The 20,688-nt window shown below is 43.0% G+C and carries 18 protein-coding genes; 17 read left to right on the top strand and 1 reads right to left on the bottom strand.

The genetic code is table 11. The features are described 5' to 3' along the window. Positions 1 to 175 precede the first annotated feature (175 nt). From F6K57_RS10495 to F6K57_RS10440, 12 genes are all read left to right on the top strand, one after another. Positions 176 to 2,368, top strand: coding sequence for a tyrosine-protein kinase domain-containing protein (locus tag F6K57_RS10495; RefSeq protein ID WP_293067238.1), 2,193 nt, complete (start codon positions 176 to 178; stop codon positions 2,366 to 2,368). A 158-nt stretch (positions 2,369 to 2,526) separates the two neighbouring features. Further along, positions 2,527 to 2,652 (top strand): hypothetical protein, encoded by a 126-nt coding sequence (locus F6K57_RS10490; RefSeq protein WP_293067235.1) that lies wholly within the window; start codon positions 2,527 to 2,529, stop codon positions 2,650 to 2,652. Between the two features lie 207 nt (positions 2,653 to 2,859). After that, positions 2,860 to 4,125 carry a glycosyltransferase family 4 protein gene (locus F6K57_RS10485; protein ID WP_293067232.1) on the top strand — a complete coding sequence of 422 codons (1,266 nt, stop codon included), beginning with the start codon at positions 2,860 to 2,862 and terminating at the stop codon, positions 4,123 to 4,125. 63 nt (positions 4,126 to 4,188) lie between these two features. After that, entirely contained in the window at positions 4,189 to 5,205 is a 1,017-nt protein-coding gene (locus F6K57_RS10480) for a glycosyltransferase (protein ID WP_293029365.1), read from the top strand. Between the two features lie 132 nt (positions 5,206 to 5,337). Beyond that, a complete protein-coding gene (locus F6K57_RS10475; protein ID WP_293067228.1) occupies positions 5,338 to 6,696 on the top strand; it encodes an oligosaccharide flippase family protein in 1,359 nt (452 codons plus the stop codon). A gap of 103 nt (positions 6,697 to 6,799) precedes the next feature. Continuing rightward, entirely contained in the window at positions 6,800 to 7,609 is an 810-nt protein-coding gene (locus F6K57_RS10470) for a 2OG-Fe(II) oxygenase (protein ID WP_293067225.1), read from the top strand. After that, positions 7,602 to 7,784 carry a hypothetical protein gene (locus F6K57_RS10465; protein ID WP_293067222.1) on the top strand — a complete coding sequence of 61 codons (183 nt, stop codon included), beginning with the start codon at positions 7,602 to 7,604 and terminating at the stop codon, positions 7,782 to 7,784. Before F6K57_RS10470 ends, F6K57_RS10465 begins: the two co-directional genes overlap by 8 nt. 244 nt (positions 7,785 to 8,028) lie before the next feature. After that, entirely contained in the window at positions 8,029 to 9,444 is a 1,416-nt protein-coding gene (locus tag F6K57_RS10460; RefSeq protein ID WP_293044969.1) for an O-antigen ligase domain-containing protein, read from the top strand. Positions 9,445 to 9,668: 224 nt separating this feature from the next. Next, a complete protein-coding gene (locus F6K57_RS10455; protein WP_293067218.1) occupies positions 9,669 to 10,679 on the top strand; it encodes a glycosyltransferase family 2 protein in 1,011 nt (336 codons plus the stop codon). Positions 10,680 to 10,939: 260 nt separating this feature from the next. Beyond that, positions 10,940 to 11,527: a serine acetyltransferase gene (locus tag F6K57_RS10450; protein WP_293067215.1), complete on the top strand. Its 588-nt coding sequence runs from the start codon at positions 10,940 to 10,942 to the stop codon at positions 11,525 to 11,527. Between the two features lie 28 nt (positions 11,528 to 11,555). Further along, positions 11,556 to 12,161, top strand: coding sequence for a hypothetical protein (locus tag F6K57_RS10445; protein WP_293067212.1), 606 nt, complete (start codon positions 11,556 to 11,558; stop codon positions 12,159 to 12,161). A 124-nt stretch (positions 12,162 to 12,285) separates the two neighbouring features. Further along, entirely contained in the window at positions 12,286 to 12,501 is a 216-nt protein-coding gene (locus F6K57_RS10440; RefSeq protein WP_293017232.1) for a type II toxin-antitoxin system HicB family antitoxin, read from the top strand. A 180-nt stretch (positions 12,502 to 12,681) separates the two neighbouring features. On the opposite strand, the gene F6K57_RS10435 is transcribed toward F6K57_RS10440, so the two are convergent. After that, the gene (locus F6K57_RS10435) at positions 12,682 to 12,816 is read right to left on the bottom strand and encodes a hypothetical protein (protein ID WP_293067209.1); all 135 of its coding nucleotides are present in this window, start codon (positions 12,814 to 12,816) and stop codon (positions 12,682 to 12,684) included. Between the two features lie 1,697 nt (positions 12,817 to 14,513). Here F6K57_RS10435 and F6K57_RS10430 point away from each other — a divergent pair. The 5 genes from F6K57_RS10430 (at position 14,514) to F6K57_RS10410 (ending at position 20,604) form a co-directional block, all read left to right on the top strand. Beyond that, the gene (locus tag F6K57_RS10430) at positions 14,514 to 14,786 is read left to right on the top strand and encodes a hypothetical protein (RefSeq protein ID WP_293017235.1); all 273 of its coding nucleotides are present in this window, start codon (positions 14,514 to 14,516) and stop codon (positions 14,784 to 14,786) included. Further along, positions 14,743 to 16,170, top strand: coding sequence for an ammonium transporter (locus F6K57_RS10425; protein ID WP_364302231.1), 1,428 nt, complete (start codon positions 14,743 to 14,745; stop codon positions 16,168 to 16,170). The genes F6K57_RS10430 and F6K57_RS10425 overlap by 44 nt, the downstream gene beginning before the upstream one ends. Before the next feature lie 42 nt (positions 16,171 to 16,212). Further along, the gene (locus F6K57_RS10420; protein ID WP_293067206.1) at positions 16,213 to 17,412 is read left to right on the top strand and encodes a GTPase domain-containing protein; all 1,200 of its coding nucleotides are present in this window, start codon (positions 16,213 to 16,215) and stop codon (positions 17,410 to 17,412) included. 1,011 nt (positions 17,413 to 18,423) lie between these two features. Further along, on the top strand, positions 18,424 to 18,549 hold the full coding sequence (locus tag F6K57_RS10415; RefSeq protein ID WP_293017238.1) for a hypothetical protein: 126 nt from the start codon (positions 18,424 to 18,426) through the stop codon (positions 18,547 to 18,549). A 507-nt stretch (positions 18,550 to 19,056) separates the two neighbouring features. Beyond that, on the top strand, positions 19,057 to 20,604 hold the full coding sequence (locus tag F6K57_RS10410) for an ammonium transporter (RefSeq protein ID WP_293067201.1): 1,548 nt from the start codon (positions 19,057 to 19,059) through the stop codon (positions 20,602 to 20,604). The last annotated feature ends 84 nt before the right edge of the window (positions 20,605 to 20,688 follow it).

Genomic DNA, 20,688 nt, shown 5'->3' with positions numbered 1-20,688 from the left:
TTTTCTTCGACATCGATCAACTATAGCATCGATGTGAACAGGGTTATAAACCTGGACAATCCGGATTATTGCCCTGAGAGTTGGTAATTATTAGTGTCTCCCTGCAAAAATTAGCATCCTCTTGGATATACAACAGGGGGCTGAAACCTTATCAACTAGTAAAAGGGGCAGACAATTGCAACAAATAACATTAAACGAGCAAGATGAGTTAAATACTCCTCAAAAAGGATTAAATCTCGGTCCGCTTTTGAGGATTGCCCGACGCCAAGCCATGGTGGTTGCAGGGATTGCAGGTTTAGTGACTGTTGCTGCTACCTTTTTGAGTAGCAAATCTCCCTCTACATATTCAGGTAATTTTCAGCTGTTAGTGGAACCAGTCACATCTGCTGCAGCAATATCCACTGAACCAATGACACTTACTCGGGGTCAGGGAAGAATACCTGGTGAGAGAAATTTTGAACTGGACTATGCAACTCAAATTAAAATCCTAACCAGTCCTGAAATCTTATCTAAAATCGTCAATAAAATTAAATTCCAGTATCCAGAGTTTAACCTTGGACTACTTCAGTATTCTTTAACAGTTGAACGTCTCGAAGAAGAAAGTCAAGGTGAAAATACTAAAATCCTATCAGTTAGTTATAGTGGGACAGATCCCAAACTAGTAGAGTTGGTCTTAGAAACAACAGCTGAAGAATATGAAAAGTATAGTTTAGAAGACCGCACAACCCGCATTGGTCAAGGGGTTAAGTTTATTAATGATCAACTTCCTGAATTACAGAATCGAGTTAAGAGTATCCAAGGAAAGTTGCAAAATTTGCAACAGCAGTATCAGCTAATTGAACCTCAATTTGATGGGGGACAATTGTCAGATAAAGTTCGTCAAATTAGCGACCAAAAAAGAGATACAACCAGGCAGCTACAAGAGCTAATCAACTTAAAAAACAGCTTACAAAGACAATTAAAGCTATCGCCAACGGAAGCTTTAGCTTCTTCTGCCTTGAGTGAAGATCCTAACTATCAGAAGTTACTGGCGGATCTTAAAGAAATAGAAAGTCAAATTGCCATAGAATCCGCCCGCTTTCAGCTAGAGAGCCCTAATATTCAAACCTTACTAGAGCAACGGCAAAACCTAGAAAACCTTCTCAATCGGGAAGTACAACGGATTCTGGGTCAGAACTTAGGAGGTCAACCGATTAACCCCCGAGTGCGAACCCTTCAAAATCCAATTCGTTTACAACTGATTCAACAATTGGTTGATACCACCAACCAAATTGAGGTACTACAGGTTCGTAATCAGGCTCTGATACAAACCAAAAACACTGTTGATCGCGAAGTCCAAGAATTCCCGATTTTTGTCCGTAAGTATAATGATCTACAGCGGCAGTTACAAATTGCTACTCAAACTCTCAACCAACTGGAAACTCAGAAAGAGACCTTGCAGGTGGAGAAAGCTCAACGGGAAGTACCTTGGGAGATAGTTTCTCAACCTCAGCTTTTGCGCGATCCGACCGGTCAACCGATCGCAGAATCTAGTCAGAATAAGTTGATACTTCTAGGAGTTATGGGTGGTTTAAGCTTAGGGATGGGTACAGTTCTCCTTTATGATAAGTATCGGAATATCTTCTATGAAATCAAGGATATTGAAGAAGGCCATAATTTACCTGTTTTAGGAGAAATACCATTTAGTAAAAATCCTGAACTATTCAATAATTTGAGTGTAGATTATGACAACGATGAGGACAGAAGTTCTGAGGATAGTCGATTTCAAAAAGCATTCGACTCTCTCTACACTAACATGCATTTCCGCTTCTGTAATCCACCCCTTCGCTCCATCGCCATTTGCTCGGCTATGGCTGGGGATGGTAAGTCTAGTGTCGCCTTAAACCTAGCGCACATCGCAGCCTCCAGAGGTCAGCGAGTTCTATTAGTAGATGCTAATTTCCATTCACCTCAACTTCACACCAATTTGAATTTACAGAACTTGCAAGGACTGAGGGACTTGCTATCAAACGACCTAGAGGTTGTGATGGAGCGATCGCCTTTCTCAGATAATCTTTTTGTGTTGACTTCTGGGCAATCCTTAGTAGAATCTGCTCCAGAGCTGGGGTCTACTCGCATGGAAAAGATTATGGGGCATTTTCAGGAAAAATTTGACTTGGTTATCTATGACACTCCTAATCTACTGAACTATACAGACGCCAATTTCCTGGCTGCCAATACAGATGGAATCTTGATGGTGGTCGGATTAAGAGGAACTAAGAAATCTCAATTCAAGCAAGTCCTCGATCAAATAGACAGGTTTGGCTTAACTTGTCTGGGGGTAGTAGTTAATCGTGTTCAACCATCTTCCTTGACTGTCTCACCCTAGAACATGGGTTGTTGAAGGTTAATCGGTTGTTCACCATTTTTGAATGAAGAATGAAGAATGAAGAATGAAGAATGAAGAATGAAGAATGAAGAATGAAGAATGAAGAATGAAGAATGCGCGCATTCTAAATTCTACATTCTTCATTCTGACAGACAACCTTGGCCAAAAGGCCACGCAATCGCGTTCAACCTGCCACCAAAACGAATTCTGCCGGATACGATATTACCTATCCCCGATGCGATCGCAATCCGGATTCTGAGTTCACACTTAGTAAGAACAATTAGGAACATACTGCCACCAAAGTTGCTTTCGCCTGAGGAGGCGGCAAAATTGGTACGGACAATGGAGCCTAATCAGGTGATGTTAATGAAGGCGTTACATCCCTTGAAACATTTGAGGATTTTTCTCGATCTATTCCATCTCTTAGATAAGGTGTAAATCTACGAACTACGAATTCATAGAAACAGACATACCGTTGCCCCGAGTTCACGATGACAATTGCCTATCTAGTTAATCAGTATCCTAAGGTAAGTCACAGCTTCATCCGGCGAGAGATTGCAGGCCTTGAGGCTTGCGGTATTCAAGTCAAACGTTTTTCTATCCGTTCCTGCGCCTCTGAACTAGTTGATCAAGCCGATCAACTAGAGCTACAGAAGACTCGATTTGTCTTAGGAGTTGGCATCGTGGGCTTGTGTTTTAGCCTATTACGCACTGCCTTAACCAGACCGATACGTCTTTTGAAGACCTTAGGGCTGACCCTCAAAATCGGCTGGGGTTCAGACCGAGGAGTTTTGAATCATCTAGCCTACTTAGCTGAGGCTTGCCTTGTGCTGGGTTGGTTTTCCGAGTCAGATATTGAGAAGGTTCACGCCCACTTCGGAACAAACTCAACTACAGTAGCTATGTTATGTCATGCTCTCGGTGGACCATCTTACAGCTTCACAGTTCATGGTCCAGAAGAGTTTGATAAATCCCAACTTCTCGCCTTAAGAGAAAAAATCAACCGAGCTGCTTTTGTGGTCGCTGTTAGCTCCTTTGGCAAAAGCCAGCTTTATCGATGGTGCAGCCACAATCAGTGGTCAAAAATCCATGTGATCCACTGTGGTGTGGATGAGATGTTTTTGAGTAAACCCCATACCCCCATACCAGAGGTGCCACGCTTAGTTTGCGTTGGTCGCCTCAGTGAACAAAAAGGACATCTACTCTTGATTGAAGCGGCGCATCAGTTAGCGGCTGAGGGCTTGCAGTTCAAGTTGGTACTAGTGGGTGATGGACCGTTGCGATCGCAAATTGAAGCAACTATTGCCCAGTTGGGTTTGCAAGACCACATTCAGATTACTGGCTGGGCTAGTAATACTGAGGTTCAGCAACAAATTTTAGCAGCACGAGCCCTGGTACTGCCCAGCTTTGCGGAAGGATTACCAGTCGTGCTCATGGAAGCTTTAGCCCTGGGTCGTCCAGTGATTACTACTTATGTTGCCGGAATACCTGAGTTGGTGAGTGATGGTAGCTGTGGTTGGCTGGTGCCACCAGGCTCTGTTGAAGCCTTAACCGCAGCAATGGCTGAAGCCTTAAACTCCCCGGTGGAAACCCTCGAGGAAATGGGTAAAGCTGGGGCGGAGCGGATTGCTAGGCGGCATGATGTCGCAACAGAAGCCAAGAAATTGTCAGCCCTATTTCTATCTAATCCTGAACTACCTCCAAAGCAAGCTCCGATTGAGGCACCACCAAGGAGTGCTAAGCTCTCACGCCTTTAAATTGTAAATCGGGGCAACAGATAACCATTTTCAATAATTTCCCTTATTTTTAAAAGTTAGCTGATGCGTTTTGTATTTTTGCTTTCAGACTTTTCAACAAGCACCACTTGGCAGCTAATATACCGTGTCCTTCGCCGTCCTAAGCTAAAGCCAATTCAGAGTTGGGTCAGGCGTAGGTGGCTTTATAAATCCGAAGTAAACGGCGGAGACCTGAATATCATGCGTCACTGCTTGGCAGCTCGGGAATCTGGGGCTGATGCAGTAATTGCCACCATGACTGGTCGTAACACCTTTGGGAATACTTGGGGGATTCACGATTTACCCTTTATCCGTTGGGCAGATCGTCGTCCGGATGATGTATGCATTATTCCTGATTGGCTGACACTATTGATTAATGATGTCAAAGGACCAGCGATCGCTTATCTCCAGGTTCCAATTTTGGTTAAAGCTGATTTTGACTATCGAGATAGCCGTGTGGCTCTTTGGACAGACTCTCCCTTCATGAAGGAAATATGCGAAGCCACTTATCCTGGCAAGGAAATTGAGATTGTTCCCAATGTAGTTGACAACCAGGCATTTCCATTTATTCCTCAAGCAGAAAGAGAAGCAGGTTTGGTCTTCGCCTTTCCCAGAAAAGGTCCTGAGTTCATCACCGAGACTGAGGAATGGTATCAAAAGCTAGGTGGTACCTACTGGAGATTTGAGCGTGTGGATGGACTTCCCTTTCACGAACTAGCAAAGCAGTTTAGACGACCACAAGTCTTCCTGGCATCTGCAGAGGTTGAGGGTTGTGCCCTTCCTCCCCAAGAATCCATGGCAGCAGGAATTGTGGTAGTCGGTAAGACTGCCCGTGGGGCAAATTTCTGCATGGAACACCGTAAGACTGCTATGGCTGCCGAGACTCCTGAGGCTGCAGCACGATGTCTTTTGGAACTAGAGAATGCAGAACTTCGTGACAATATTTCACGCAATGCTCACGACTATATCAGTCGTTATTTCTCATCTCAAGAGCCAGCCCGTTTCTGGCAAAATACGGTTCGGGAGTATTCATCTGGTGCTCAACAACTATTATCTACCTAGCTGTAACGTACCTACATTACACAACATGCTCAGATATCAGCTGTAGAGCCAATCTTTAAAACTAATCAAATTATCTGATGCCTTTAAGTCTGCAACCCCACCCATCCCGTCTACCTACTCGGAAATCTAACCATGTCCTCATCACTTAAAAAACAACTCCTCCGTGGGGCTATTTGGACAGTAGCTGGTTATGGAACAAGTCAGTTTCTGAGACTGGCAAGTAATCTTGTTCTGACCCGCCTGCTTGCACCAGAGTTTTTCGGCTTAATGGCTCTAGCCAACGTTTTCATCATTGGCTTACGGTTATTCTCCGATGTCGGGATTGGTGCAAGCATCATCCAGAATAAACGTGGGGATGACCCAGTTTTTCTGAATACTATCTGGACTATTCAGGTTTTGCGGGGCCTTTTGCTGTGGGTGGCTTGTCTTATAATTACTTGGCCGATTGCCCATTTCTATAATAACCCGCAGCTGTTAGGGCTGATGCCAGTCATTGGTGTGATCCCACTGATTGAGGGATTCAACTCCACTGCTGTGTGGAGCCTCAACCGCCACATGGCATTTGGCAAGATCATGATGTTTGAGCTGGTGGGGCAAGTGTCCGGCCTGATCTTGATGGTCGCTTGGGCTTTTGTCAATCGGACAATCTGGGCTCTTGCTATTGGAAATGTGCTGACGGCATTGGTCAAAATGGTAATGAGTCATTGGTTAATTCCTGGAATATCAAACCGCTTTACCTGGGAGAAAGAGGCAGCCAACAGCATCTTTTCCTTCGGGAAATGGATATTTATTTCAACGGCGCTTACCTTTCTCGCGACCCAAGCCGACCGACTAATTCTAGGCAAATTGTTTTCATTTGAGTTATTGGGAATTTATGGTGTTGCCTTTAATTTAGCGTACCTACCTTCTCAGGTAATCTCGGCAATTAGTTCCAAGGTGCTTTTGCCAACGTTTTCTCAACTGGCTGACTTGCCTCGGGAAACCTTTCGGATTAAGATTTGGTACAATCGCCAACTTATCCTAGTGGTTGCAGCATTGATGTTGACAGTCAGTACTGCTTTTGGAGATATTGCGATTTTTGTCTTATATGATGAGAGGTTTTATGAAGCGGCTTGGATGTTACCAATCTTGACCCTAGGCATCTGGCCTGCATTATTGATTGATACGGTTCAGCAAGCTCTGATGGCTCTTGGGAAGCCAAACTATAACGCTTACAGTCAACTTGTCAAGAGTCTTAATGTTTGTATTGGCATACCCCTAGGATTTTATCTGATGCAAAGGTTCGACAATGGACCACTCGGAGCAGTAGTCGTGATTGCTTTCAATGACATTCTCCCTTATTTAGTAATAACTTATGGTCTCTGTCGTGAAGGGCTTTCTTTTATTAAGCAAGACCTCTGGGCTACTTCACTACTGTTGACATTACTGATGTGGGTGATTTGGGCTCGATATATGTTGGGTTTTGGATATCCTATCAGTGGACTTTTTTAAAACAGGGAACAGGGAGCAGGGAGCAGGGAGTAGGTAACAAAAATTATCACGTTCTATTTAGTATTGCTATTCTTAATTAAGAATAAAAACTATAAAATAAACAATGGATAACAAAATGGATTCAAAATTAAACTATTGCCTAGACCCGGAAAAGTTAACTAACTTTGCGAAGGAGCATTGTGAAGCCTACGCCCAGGCTGAGCCATTCCCACACATTATCATGGATAACTTCTTTCCAGAAGAGATTCTAGATAATATTCTGAATGAGTTTCCTCAAGCTGATGCAATTGATTGGCAAAAATTTGAGGCTGCCCCAGAAAAAAAACTGGCTTCAAAATCGGAATTACAAATGGGAGAATACACCCGTTTTTTTCTGTATCAGCTCAATTCATCAACTTTCCTTAACTTTTTAGAAACCTTAACTGGTATTGATGGAATCATCCCTGATCCTCATTTTGTTGGTGGTGGCTTGCATCAGATCGAAAAAGGTGGTTACTTAAAAATCCATGCTGATTTCAATCGCCATACAAAATTGCGCCTTGACCGCCGCTTAAATCTTCTGATCTATCTCAACAAAGATTGGAAAGAAGACTATGGTGGTTATTTTGAAATGTGGGATCAAGAGATGACTCAGTCTCAGAAAAAAATTCTCCCCATCTTCAACCGATGTGTCATATTCAGTACTACCGATTTTTCCTATCACGGACATCCTGAGCCATTAACTTGTCCAGAAGGAAGGACTCGGAAATCCTTGGCACTTTACTACTACAGCAATGGCAGACCAGCTGAAGAGCTTTCCAAGAGTGGCGATCATTCCACATTATTTAAGGCTCGACCAGGAGAAAAATTACAACTTAAAAAATCTCCAGTAACCAAAGTCAAGAACTTTCTTAAGAAGTTAATTCTTGAGTAATAATTCAGCAGTCAGCGGTCAGCGGTCAGCGGTCAGCGGTCAGCGGTCAGCGGTCAGCGGTCAGCCATCAGCGGTCAGCGGTCAGCCATCAGCGGTCAGCCGTCAGCCTTCAGCTTACTCTTTTATTCAAAAGCACCTCAAGTACCGTGGCACAGGCTTTGGCCTTGGCCTTTAGGCCACGCGGGGCGCGTTTGGCCACGCTGTGCGAACGACGCTGTGACTTAAGGCATATGCTGATAGCTAATAGCTAATAGCTGATAACTGATAACTGATAACTGATAGCTAATAGCTGATAGCTGATAGCACCTCAAGTAGCGTGCGCGTAGCGCTTAAGCTAATAGCTGATAGCTGATAGCTTACATTACTTAAGTCAGAAATTACTCAAGCAACTCTGTTGACGTTTATGCCCAAAAAAGCCAATGAGTTTTTTAGTCCCCATCGTCATGTTCGGCTGGATTCCAGTTGTTCTTTATCTCTTCATGAGAATTCCAGCTCAGCGGGCAGTCATTGTGAGTTTCATCGTAGCATGGCTATTTCTACCTGTGGCAGAATATGCTTTGCCTGGTCTACCTGACTATACTAAGATGTCGGCAACTTGCTACGGTATTTTGTTGGCTACGTTTATATACGATGTTGGGCGTTTTAGCTCCTTTAAATTCAGCTGGATTGACTTGCCGATGCTAATTTGGTGCCTATGTCCATTGGCTTCATCTCTTACGAATGGGTTGGGGGCTTACGATGGGTTCTCTACTGTTTTGACGCAAACCTTGACCTGGGGAGTACCCTATTTTCTCGGTCGGATCTATCTCAATAACTTGAGTGGATTACGTGAATTGTCAATTGGCATTTTCATGGGCGGCTTGATCTATGTTCCCCTATGTTTGTACGAAATTCGCTTTAGTCCGCAGCTCCATAGGATATTTTACGGCTTCTTTGCTCATCCTGACTTTTCTCAAACCATGCGTTACGGGGGATGGAGACCGACAGTATTTATGATCCACGGTTTGCCAGTGGGTCTGTGGATGATGGCAGCTAGTTTAGTGGGAATTTGGCTATGGCACACTGGGGTGATCAAACAACTGTGGAATATTCCGATGAAGTGGCTGGTAGCTGCCGTGTTGATCACATTTATATTGTGCAAATCCACTGGTGCCTATTTCTTACTACTCTTAGGAGTTGGGATCTTGTTTGTGGGCAAGCAATTTCGTACTGCTTTGCCAGTCTTTATCCTAATTGGGGTTATTTGTTCTTACTTATACATTAACTCACAGACTGAAACCTACGTTAGTGATCAGATTATCTCACATGTATCGAATGTGGTTCCTGCAGACCGTATCCAATCCTTACAGTTTAGATTTGATAATGAAGAGCTACTTGTAGATAAAGCACGGGAACGGATCGTGTTTGGCTGGGGAGGATGGGGAAGAAGTCTGATATTTAATGACAAGGGTGAGCAAGTTACAGTTCCAGATAGTTTGTGGATTCTTGCGTTTGGTGAAACTGGTACCGTTGGACTAGCCAGCCTGACCACATCCTTACTAATGCCGGTGTTGACTATGTTTTGGTTCCGTTGTCCAGCGGAGTTGTGGCCAAAGCGGCAAGCGGCACCAGTGGCGGTGCTGACCGTGGCTGTAGCGTTGTACATGGTGGAATTTCTGCTCAATGCCCATGGTAATCCTGTCTTTGTATTGGCTTGTGGAGGACTATCAGGATTGGTGATCCAAGAACCTACAACCAATAAGGTTAAAAAAGTCCCGGCATTGGTAGCCCAGCGTTCTCGGAATCAAAATCGGAATCAAAATCGGCATCAACGGAGACAAGTTCAAAGGAATTAGGGATGATATAGCAGGGAGTAGGGAGTAGGGAGTAGGGAGTAGGGAGTAGGGAGTAGGGAGTAGGGAGTAGGGAGTAGGGAGTAGGGAGTAGGGAGTAGGGAGTAGGGTAAAAAAACGTGTTAATTTTTACGGTTTTAAAAACGCTATTTTTTGAATTTAAAAAATAGCAAAATAACTAACAATTAATTCTTAATGTATAAGCTAAATAAAGCACAAAATTAGTTATGTATAATGAAATAAAAAACAATACCATAAATTCTTTACTTATAGTAATTGTTAACTACAAAACCCCTAGTTTAACTATTGATTGCTTACGCTCTCTAGCGGATGAAATCCCAGGTTTATCGAATACTACGGTAGTAGTGGCAGATAATGCCTCTGGGGATGGATCGGCTGTTGCCATTAAAAATGCGATCGCAAACGAAAACTGGGGTAGTTGGGCATCGGTGATGCCACTAGAGCACAATGGTGGATTTGCTTTTGGCAATAATGCTGTGATCCGCCCAGCCCTGAAGTCTAATCAGCCACCGGATTATGTGTTGTTGCTCAACCCAGATACCATTGTTCGTCCTAGGGCAATCAAAACCCTGGTCGAGTTTATGAGTGACCATCCCCAGGTGGGTATTGCTGGCTCTCGCCTGGAAGAGCCTGACAGTACCCCTCAGTGTTCAGCATTTCGGTTTCATACCGTCCTCAGTGAGCTAGATTCTGGTTTGCGTCTCGGTGTGGTATCGAGATTATTATCGAAGTGGGTAGTTTGGCCACCGATTCCTGACCAACCCTGTCCAACGGATTGGGTTGCTGGGGCAAGTATGATTATTCGTCGGGAAGTGTTTGAGCAGGTTGGCCTGATCGATCAAGCTTATTTCATGTATTACGAAGAAATGGACTTTTGCCTACAAGCCCAGAGAGCTGGTTGGGAATGCTGGTATGTCCCAGAAAGTCGCGTAGTCCACTTAGTTGGACAAAGTTCAGGTGTTACCGACACCAAGCGTCCACCCAAACGCCGACCCCAGTATGTCTTTGATTCTCGACGACGGTATTTTCTTAAAAACTATGGTTGGTTTTACGCTGCTCTAGCGGATCATGCCTGGGCTTCTAGTTATTTATTGTGGCAATTGCGCCGAGTGGTTCAAGGTAAGCCCGATAATGACCCACCCCAGTTACTTAGTGATTTTCTCCGCAATAGTGTGTTTTGTAAAGGTGGTGCCTTTAGTAGTCCGAAGATTTCGTGATTAGCTTTTAGCTATCAGCTTATAGCAAATCTTATACCCATGAGGTACAAAGGGATCCCCCTAAATCCCCCTTAATAAGGGGGACTTTGAGGTTGAGAAGTGTACCTCATATAATGCGGGTGCCACAGCATCGAAGCCTGTTATACAAAGCTGATGGACTATTCCCGATTCCCAATTCTAAATTCTTCATTCTAAATTCTTCATTCTAAATTCTTCATTCTAAATTCTTCATTCTAAATTCTTCATTCTAAAAAAATATTATGGTGATGCCAACAGATTTAACGGCAAATTCTACCCAGCCAAAAACCGATAAGTTGGGACTTTGGCAACAAATTAAAGAAGATTGGAAGGCCCATGGTTGTGATTGGACTAAGCCTGGATTTCGGGCTGTGGCGGTGCAGCGGTTTGGAGTCTGGAGAATGAACATCCAACCGAAGTTACTACGGGCTCCCTTTAGTATTCTCTACCGAGCATTATATCGTAAAGTTCGTAATACCTATGGGATTGAATTACCTTACACCGTAAAGCTTGGTCGTCGAGTAATTATTGAGCATCAAAGTGCGATTGTTATTCATGGGGATTGCACTATTGGTGATGATAGTATCCTACGTCAAGGAGTCACTTTAGGTAATCGTTATTTAGATCGTCCTTTCGATGCCCCCATCTTAGGAAAACGTGTCAATGTTGGTGCTGGTGCTAAGATTTTTGGCAAGGTTACTATCGGTAATGGGGCAAATATTGGTGCTAATGCTGTAGTTTTATCTGATGTACCTGCTGGGGCTACGGTAGTGGGAATTCCTGCTAAGGTTATTAAGGTGCGTTCTTTAGATGAGAACGGCTCTAGTTGAGATGTCAACAAATGAAGACTAACCACAAATGAACCGCCGCCGCATTCTCAAAGCTGGACAGCCTTACAGTTTTAGCCAATATTTTCACCTTCCCTTTACCCTAGAAGATATCTTGGCTGAATTTGACTGTACCCTTGTGCGATCGCATATCGATCTACCTCGTCAGCCCTTCACTGCGCCTATTGAACCCCTGCTGCACCAAATCGAGCGTAACCGCAAGCGCATCGAGCTGATCAACGAAACTGCCCGTCGCGAAGCCCTGATCGCACCAATTCTGTTTGAAGTAGTCGATCTAACTAATCACCGCATTTACATTGAATATTCCATCGCCGTTAGCGAACACCTGCGGGGAACCTTAGATTATTACATTGCCAACCATAACGTGATTGTGATCGAAGCCAAACAATCTGATCTGGTAAGGGGCTTCACTCAACTGGCGGTGGAGTTGGTTGCCCTTGATCAGTGGCTCCAGTCTGACCAGAGAATTTTGTACGGCATTGTTACCACCGGAGAAGACTGGCGTTTCGGTACTTTTAATCGCCAAGAACGTTCTATACAACAAGACCCCAAGCGCTACATCGTCCCAGAAGAGCTAACCGAGTTGCTGGAAATTTTAGTCGGGATTATGAATTGAAACGGTTAATTAATTATAGTGGTTTTTAATTAGGGAATCGGGAATCGGGAATCGGGAATCGGGAATCGGGAATCGGGAATCAGAGGGGAGTAGAGACTTAGATAATTTACAGAAATAAATACAGATGAAAAACCACTATAGTATCTTAATTCAATGGTCAGAGCAAGACCAAACCTACATTGCTAGTTTACCAGAATTTGGTCCTTATGCTCATACCCATGGCAGCAGCTACGAAGAGGCTCTCAAAAATGCTAAAGAAGTGTTAGAGCTTTTGGTAGAAGATTACCAAGCTAGAGGTCAAGAGTTACCTTTATTAAATTATTCAAAAATAACCGTTTAATTAAAGATTACAAAAACCGACTTTGCCACTGCTGATTTTTTCTTGATTATACAGCATCAGCGCAATTTCAAGTTTGAATTCATCCTCAGTCATTTGGCTTTACGGGACAGACTGTCCCAATACTTGCTACCGAATTCTAAATTCTTCATTCTTCATTCTTCATTCTTCATTCTTCATTCTTCATTCTAAACTGACTCCACCCACAACTGGATTGTCTCCAAGTCCCCAAATGGGATCATCTACACCATTGCTATTTTCTTGTAGCTGTTGATTGTTTTGCTGTAACTGTTTAATTTTTACAATTTCATGATGCAAGGCTAATACAACTAATTACTCAAGATTCTTTACTAGTCCTGTCTGAATTAGTTCTTCTGTAGTTTTCAGCAAATCTGTGGGTAAACTTAAAGTGATTTGATTGACGTTTTCCATGGATAGTATTGTTTGGATGAGAGTGTTGATTATTATTGATTGAGCTTACCTATAGTCTAGGTGAGTTAGCAAAACGAAACTTGCCCATGATTAAGCTAACATTAGCTTAGCGCAATTCTTCCCCATGGCACAGGCATCAACTGAATCCTAACACTGGTTCACTTCACACCCAGTAAGGCTAATCATAATTCCTCTATCCTTGATTAACTCTTCCCTACTCCCTACTCCCTACTCCCTACTCCCTACTCCCTTTTCCCTACTTCCACCATCGACTAACATCATCAACCGCTGCCACCGTTTCTCTTAGGGCTTCAATACCCCCAAACTTGATGATTAAAGGAGCTAATTGAGGAAGAGCTTTAATAAAATTGGGACGGGTTAGACTAGCTATCCCTCTTTTGTCAGTCTCCGGGACACCAATCTTCAGAAGTATTATCAGTCAATCAATACAAGCTATTCTATTAGAAAAAATTGGATACTGTATTTGTTGCTAGAAAAAAATCTGGTAATCCCTTGAACTACAAAAGTTCTAGAATTTAGAAAAGACAAAAGATTTCGGAGAGTGACAGAAGAGGGATAACGGGCAAGATGCCCATTCCACCCACCGGGTCAAACAGCTTTAATGAGATGCACCCTGACACTTTCGAGCTTTGTAGGCGGCGAGAGTCTGTTTTAAGCTGCCCAAATTGGTTCAATCGAGACCCTTGTGACGCTGGGTTCTTTCCACACGGGGCTCTAGCTGCTGAGATGTCAGCACAAGCAAGCCATAAGCCCTTTGACATGATCAGCGATCGCGAAATAAAAACTTTTGCTGATCTTCAGGTTAACCCGTTGGGCTGCTGGGAGGTAGCCTCAACAGTGACCAAACTAATATATAACTTACCTGAATATTTGTCAAGTACATTTTATACAAAAAAATATTAAATTCCCCTGAGATATAGCTTTTCCATTTGAGATGTAAACAGAGGATTGAGGAAACAAGGGAATCTAAAATAGACAACAAGCACTATTATAAAAGAAATACAAGGATTTTTTGGGGTTATTTTAAATCAGCCTTATAGTTCACGAGCTATTTGTAAATTTTATTTATTCGAATACAAAAAAAATACAAAGGCTAAGGTTAGCACACAATCTTGACAAGATGGTCTAGTATAAGAGTAAAATAATGGTTAACTAATTCCTGGAAAAATACGGCTAAGTGGCAAGAGAGCGAATAGCTCCACTTCCTGATAGGCTCAAGGGAGTTAGTGTAACGATAAGCCAGGTCAATTTCACATAGGGGTTAGACTCATTTAAGCTCAGGGCTTAATCTACGTCGAAAGCAGGGTAAGCGCAAGAAAAAATGGCTCATAATGTGCATTGGCTGGATATCGGTTGCTCGTGGCTCAAAACCCCTATCATCTCGTAGAACTGTACTCGCAATAGAGTTAAGTTATTGATAATTGTGCCGTCTTTTTATCAATGAGCCACAACTTATTGATTCTTGCGCTTACCCTGATGCCGAAAGGCCTATTAACTCTTAGCCCAAGGCCAAAAAATTTAATTAATTTATGAACCTGCTAGGTTTTTTGTGCTAATTCCTAATGAGCACAGATAACCGAGATTGTAGGTATCCATCGACAGGTCTTGGAATCAATTCCTTGGCCATGATTCCCATACCACTGTGGATTGCCACAGCTGCTAGTGGGAAAGTATTTATTCTTATTCTAATTATTACTAATGTCTCGACAAAAGCGCAAAAGGTCAAGGTGCAGCAGCGGTTGGAGGCTGCAAAGCTGGAAAGTTTGCTTGCCCGCGATCGCAATCATCATTTTGTTGTGTGCCGAGGTAGCAGTAGCCCAGAATCCACCTTCTGAGCTTACATCTCTCCAAAACCAGCTTAAATCTCTCCAAAACCAGGTTAAATTTCTCGAAATCGCCCTGGATACTATCTGGGTGATATTCACTGGTTGTTTAGTGTTCTTTATGAACGCGGGCTTTGGGATGTTGGAGGCTGGTCTTTGCCGCCAAAAGAACGCCGCCAACATTTTGACTAAAAACCTGATTGTGTTTGCCCTGTCTACAGCCGCTTACTGGGCAGTTGGCTTTGCTTTCATGTTTGGCAATGGGAACCCTTTTATAGGTTTGAGTGGCTTTTTCCTTAAAAGTAACGATGTCTTCGATTCACTAACACATATTGATATACCCCTCAACGCCAAGTTCTTTTTTCAACTGGTTTTTGCTGGAACTGCTGCCACTATTGTGTCTGGAGCAGTGGCTGAGCGGATCAAATTTTCCGCCTTTTGTCTGTTCAGCCTTCTCCTGGTGGCAATCATTTACCCAATGACGGGTCACTGGATTTGGGGAGGAGGCTGGCTAAAAGGGATAGGATTTGAGGACTTTGCTGGTTCAACCGTAGTTCACTCCGTAGGCGGTTGGTCTGCCTTAGTGGGTGTTTACCTTCTCGGACCACGCAAGGGTAAATATATAGATGGCGTGTCCTATGGGCTGTCCGGACACAATCTCAGCCTCGCGATTCTAGGTTGCTTGATTTTATGGCTAGGCTGGTTTGGTTTTAACCCGGGCTCAACGATGGAATTAGATCCCAAGGCAATTAGCCATATTGTCCTGACGACGAATACAGCAGCTTGTGCAGGGGGTATTGCCGCAGCTATAGCTACCTGGTTGAACCCATGGGATCTTAACAGTAAGCCTGACCCCACTATGATTATTAACGGAGTACTGTCGGGTTTGGTAGCCATTACCGCATCCTGTCGATTCGTTACCATTGATAGCGCTATCGCTATAGGTCTGCTGGCAGGAATAATTGTGGTCTTCTCAGTGGAATTTTGGGACAGGATGGAAATTGATGATCCAGTAGGTGCTATTTCTGTCCATCTTGTCGGTGGAGTCTGGGGAACCCTGGCTTTAGGCCTTTTCAGTGAAGGAAGTGAAGGAGCTGGTGCTTTGTATAGTGATGGTCCAGTAGCAGGACTATTCCGTGGTGGCGGGATAGATAGTATCCGGCAGCTTTCTATTCAACTACTTGGCATTGTTGCAGTAGGTCTGTCAACAGTTGTCCTGAGCTATCTTGCGTGGTTATTAGTTAAAAGCATACTTTCCTCAGATCTCAGAGTTTCACCAGAAGCAGAAAAGGAGGGTCTAGATTTGCACGAACACCGTATGAGCGCCTACAGTGGCTTTTTGTTTAAGGCAGATGTCAAGGAATCAGCGCTCAAGGATCCCCCAAGAAAGAATTAACAAACTAAAGAATTAACAAACTCAAGAGTTAGGAGAGTCATCATGACGATTATGGACGATGAGCTAAGAAAAATCGTTGAAGAAATGGAAGTTCCCAATATAGCCATAATTGGTAAGACTGGTACGGGTAAAAGTACTCTTATTAATAAGGTATTTGGGGTAGAAAAAGCCGAAACAGATGCGGGATGGCCTGTAACTCAATCATTCAAGCTTTATACTCCAGATCATAGTTCTGTCGATACACGGAAACCCATTAATTTATACGATTCAGCCGGTTATGAAGCGAATAAAGAACAAGAGTTCAAAGTAAATCTGTTTGATTTTATAGAGACCAAACAAGCCGAAGGATTAGAAGCTCAAATCCACTTGATTTGGTATGTTATCAATGCGGCCTCAAAAAGAGTTGAAGGCTTCGATGCGGATATCATTAACGAACTCAACGGATTAGCAATTCCTGTGATCATAGTTTTGTCTCAGTGCGATATTGTCAGTCCTGAAGACATTGATAAGCTTAAGGATGTGATCAGAAATTGTGAATTTAATAAGGCTTATGACATTCTCGAGGTAGCCGCTAAACCTTTAGAGAGGTACAATGGACCCATTTGTAAAGCTTTTGGACTGGAAGAATTGGTCAGTAAAACCGTTGAGTTATTACCGACTATATATTCAGATGCCATCGTTGCCAACCAAATAGTCAATATTGGATACAAGAAGAAGGTAGCCTGGAAATACATTGCTGCTGCTGCTACAACTTGCTTTGGAGCTGGGTTTTTTCCCGTCCCGCTTTTAGCGGTCATAGCCATGACTTCCTCTCAAGTTGGTCTTCTAAAGGTTATAGCAAAATTATATAAGTCCGATGATATTATCGAAATTATAGACCAAATTAGCGGTCAAACAATTGTGACAGCAATTAGTGTTCCAGCAACTGGGGCTTTAGAAATCTCAGCTACCTTTTTGGTCGGCTTGTTTCCTCCTGGTTTTCTGGCAACAGAGGCAGTAGCAGGAGCACTAGCTGCTACCTATGTAGTAATGATGGGGCTGACATATACGTCCGTTTTTGAGAAGTTTTATAAAAGGCGCTTGAATCGCCCGCAGAGCAAGCAGGAAATCAAGGAGTTTCTTGAACGAACATTTAGAGAAGAACTTCATAAATATCTAAGAATCAGAGTTAATTCTAAAGAAAGCCTTGATCATATAAGAGACGATTTTTTATCGGATCGCGATCAAGACGATCAAGATTAGTCTACCCACCATTAAGTCCCTGGCAATAATCGATATGTCAAAAAAAACACAAAATTATGATAGCATTGTTAGGGAGTTAGTAGATGCTCATGATGACATTATAGGTGCAGTTATTATCTCCGACGAAGGGCTACCATAAACTGATTATATAGGCGAATTATCTGAAGATGAAATTATCGAAATAGCAGAGGCAATAATCAATGTTGCTAGTATTAAACGACCCAACCGAATTTGGTTTGAATATCAAGATTTTGATCTAATTGTTGTTTTTAACGCTAAGGATTATTTATTGCTAGTTAAAGCTAAAAAAACTAATAGACTTGGGAGCCTTAGAAAGACTATTAAAAATACCTCAGAAAAGATTCAGTCTTTAGTTGACCCTAATCCAGCTTCTGGCAATGGTGATCAGCCCAGTGTTAGGCAAAATAATAATGAAAAAAGATACAGGAACAAACCGGAAAGTCCTGAATCTTAGTCAGTTGCTCCACTTCCAGGGCAAAGGCATCTCCCGATCAATCGTCTTGATTATGGGTATTCAACTGAACCCTTAATAACGGGGGGCATTTTGCCCTTGGCCTCAACTCAGATATTCCACCAAGTTTATTAATATTTACCTGTGTCTTGATGCAGTCGCAGGGAGATAGGGTTTGAGTTTTTTGTGATAACTGAGTAGTATCCAATTTGAATTTTCAAAAAACCTTAGCTATTCTATCATGTAAACCGATTTTTTATATATTCACTGTTCCCTGTTCCCAGATCCGCTGTTCCCTATTCCGTGGTATATCAAAATATAAGCCAATGAAAAATACTGTACAAATTCAACATAATTGAGTAGACAAATCCCTAAAACTTTTATTTGTAAATAAATGTAAAAAAAAAAATACCCCTTGCATTTTTTCGAGGAGTTATGTATACTATAGAAAGTGACGACCGATACTAATAGCCGCGCTGGTTACAACTGTTAACCACGACCAGCGCGGCTTTCCTCCCTCCTAAAAAGGAGTTACTTCCATGATGCAAAAAAAAATCACGATCATCAATCCTCGCTGGCTACATCTCAGTAAGCATTCAGCTTATGCACTACGGGCACGCTACGCGAACAGTTATCAGCTTATGGGCGATGGGCACGCTAGCTGACGGCTGACGGCACCTCAAGTAGCGTGAGCTTTTAGCTCACGGCTGACCGCTGACTGCTGACTGCTGACTGCTGAATAATTAAATTTTACGATAGTAAAAAAACAGGAATATATTTCGACGAATAAAAAAAGAAAAAGGCTAAGGTTAGCATACAACATTGACAATATCCTCTACTATAAGAGTAAGATAGAGCTTAACTGCTTCCTGGAACAACACTGTCAAGTGCCCAGGTAACAAATAGATTCAGTTACTCATAGAATCAAGGGAACTAGTGTAAGGATAAGCCAAGTCAATGGTCACTCATGACTTAGGCTGATTTAAGATTAGGGTGTTATCTACGCCAAAATTTTATCTACGCTAAAAGAGTTTTCACTAGTAGCCTAAGGCCAAAAAAAATTAATTAATTCAGGGGTCTACGCTGAAAGCTGAAAGCTGACGGCTGAAAGCTGACGGCTGAATGCTTACAAGTATTGATTTTTATTCTAAGCACTAAACCTTTGATTACTAATGTCTAAACAAAACCGTAAAAGGTCAAGGTGTACCACCGGTTGGAGGCTGCAAAGCTGGAAAGTTTGCTTGCCCTTAATCGCAATAATCATGGTGTTGTGTACCGAGGTAGCAGTAGCCCAGAATCTACCTTTTAAGACTACCCTTGCATCTCTTCAAATTGCCGTGGATACTATCTGGGTGATATTCACTGGTTGTTTAGTATTCTTCATGAACGCGGGCTTTGGGATGTTGGAGGTTGGTCTTTGCCGCCAAAAGAACGCCGCCAACATTTTGACTAAAAACCTGATTGTGTTTGCCCTGTCTACAGTCGCTTACTGGGCAGTTGGCTTTGCTGTCATGTTTGGTGATGGAAACCCTGTTTTAGGTTTCAATGGCTTGTTCCTTTCAGGATTAGATAATAGTCCAGCCATAGGAGAAGCCTACAACGGTGTCTTCTATTCACTAAAAGATATTGGTATACCCCTTAACGCCAAGTTCTTTTTTCAACTGGTTTTTGCTGGAACTGCTGCCACTATTGTGTCTGGAGCAGTGGCCGAGCGCATCAAATTTTCGGCGTTTTGTCTGTTCAGCGTTCTACTTGTGGGCATCATTTACCCAATCACGGGTCACTGGATTTGGGGAGGAGGCTGGCTAGGAGGAGGCTGGCTACAAGGGCTGAAATTTTGGGACTTTGCTGGTTCAACGGTAGTTCACTGCGTAGGCGGTGGCTCTGCCTTAGTAGGTGCTTACCTTCTCGGACCACGCAAGGGCAAATATATAGATTGCGTCTCCTATGGGCTGCCCGGACACAATCTCAGCCTGGCGATTCTAGGTTGCTCGATTTTATGGCTGGGCTGGTTTGGTTTTAATCCCGGCTCAAGCATTTTTAATCCCGGAACAACGAATTTAGATCCCAACTCCATTAGCCATATTGTCCTCACGACGAATATAGCAGCTTGTGCAGGGGGTATTGCCGCAGCTATAACTACCTGGTTTGACCCAAGGGATCCTGACAGTAAGCCTGACCCCACTATGATTATTAACGGAGTACTGTCGGGTTTAGTAGCTATTACTGCATCCTGTGCATTCGTTACGATTGGTAAAGCTATTGCTATAGGTCTGCTGGCAGGAATAATTGTGGTCTTTTCAGTGGACTTCTGGGACAGGATGAAAATTGATGATCCAGTAGGTGCTATTTCTGTCCATCTTGTCAGTGGAGTCTGGGGAACACTGGCTTTAGCTCTTTTCAGTGAAGGACCTGGTGATTTGTATAGTATTGGTAACGGTCCAGTAGCCGGACTATTCTGTGGTGGCGGGATAGATAGTATCCGGCAGCTTTTTATTCAACTACTCGGCATTGTTGCAGTAGGTCTGTCAACGGTTGTCATGAGCTGGCTGGCTTGGTTATTTGTTAAAAGCATACTTTCCTCAAGTCTGAGAGTTACAGAAAAAGCAGAAATTGAAGGTCTAGATTTCCACGAACACCGTATGACTGCCTACAGTGGCTTTTTGCTTAAGGCAGATGTCAAGCAATCATCGCTGAGAGATCAGCAAAGACATAATTAATATCATGTCCGGTTGAATACTTACACTTTGGCTAAAGTAAGGCAGAAGGCAGAAGGCAGAAGGCGCTTAGTATAAGTACTCAAC

The organism is Moorena sp. SIO4A5, assembly GCF_010672005.1.
Taxonomy (GTDB): domain Bacteria; phylum Cyanobacteriota; class Cyanobacteriia; order Cyanobacteriales; family Coleofasciculaceae; genus Moorena.
The sequence above is the reverse complement of the archived record's forward strand: the minus strand, read 5'-3'. Positions and strand labels throughout refer to the sequence as shown.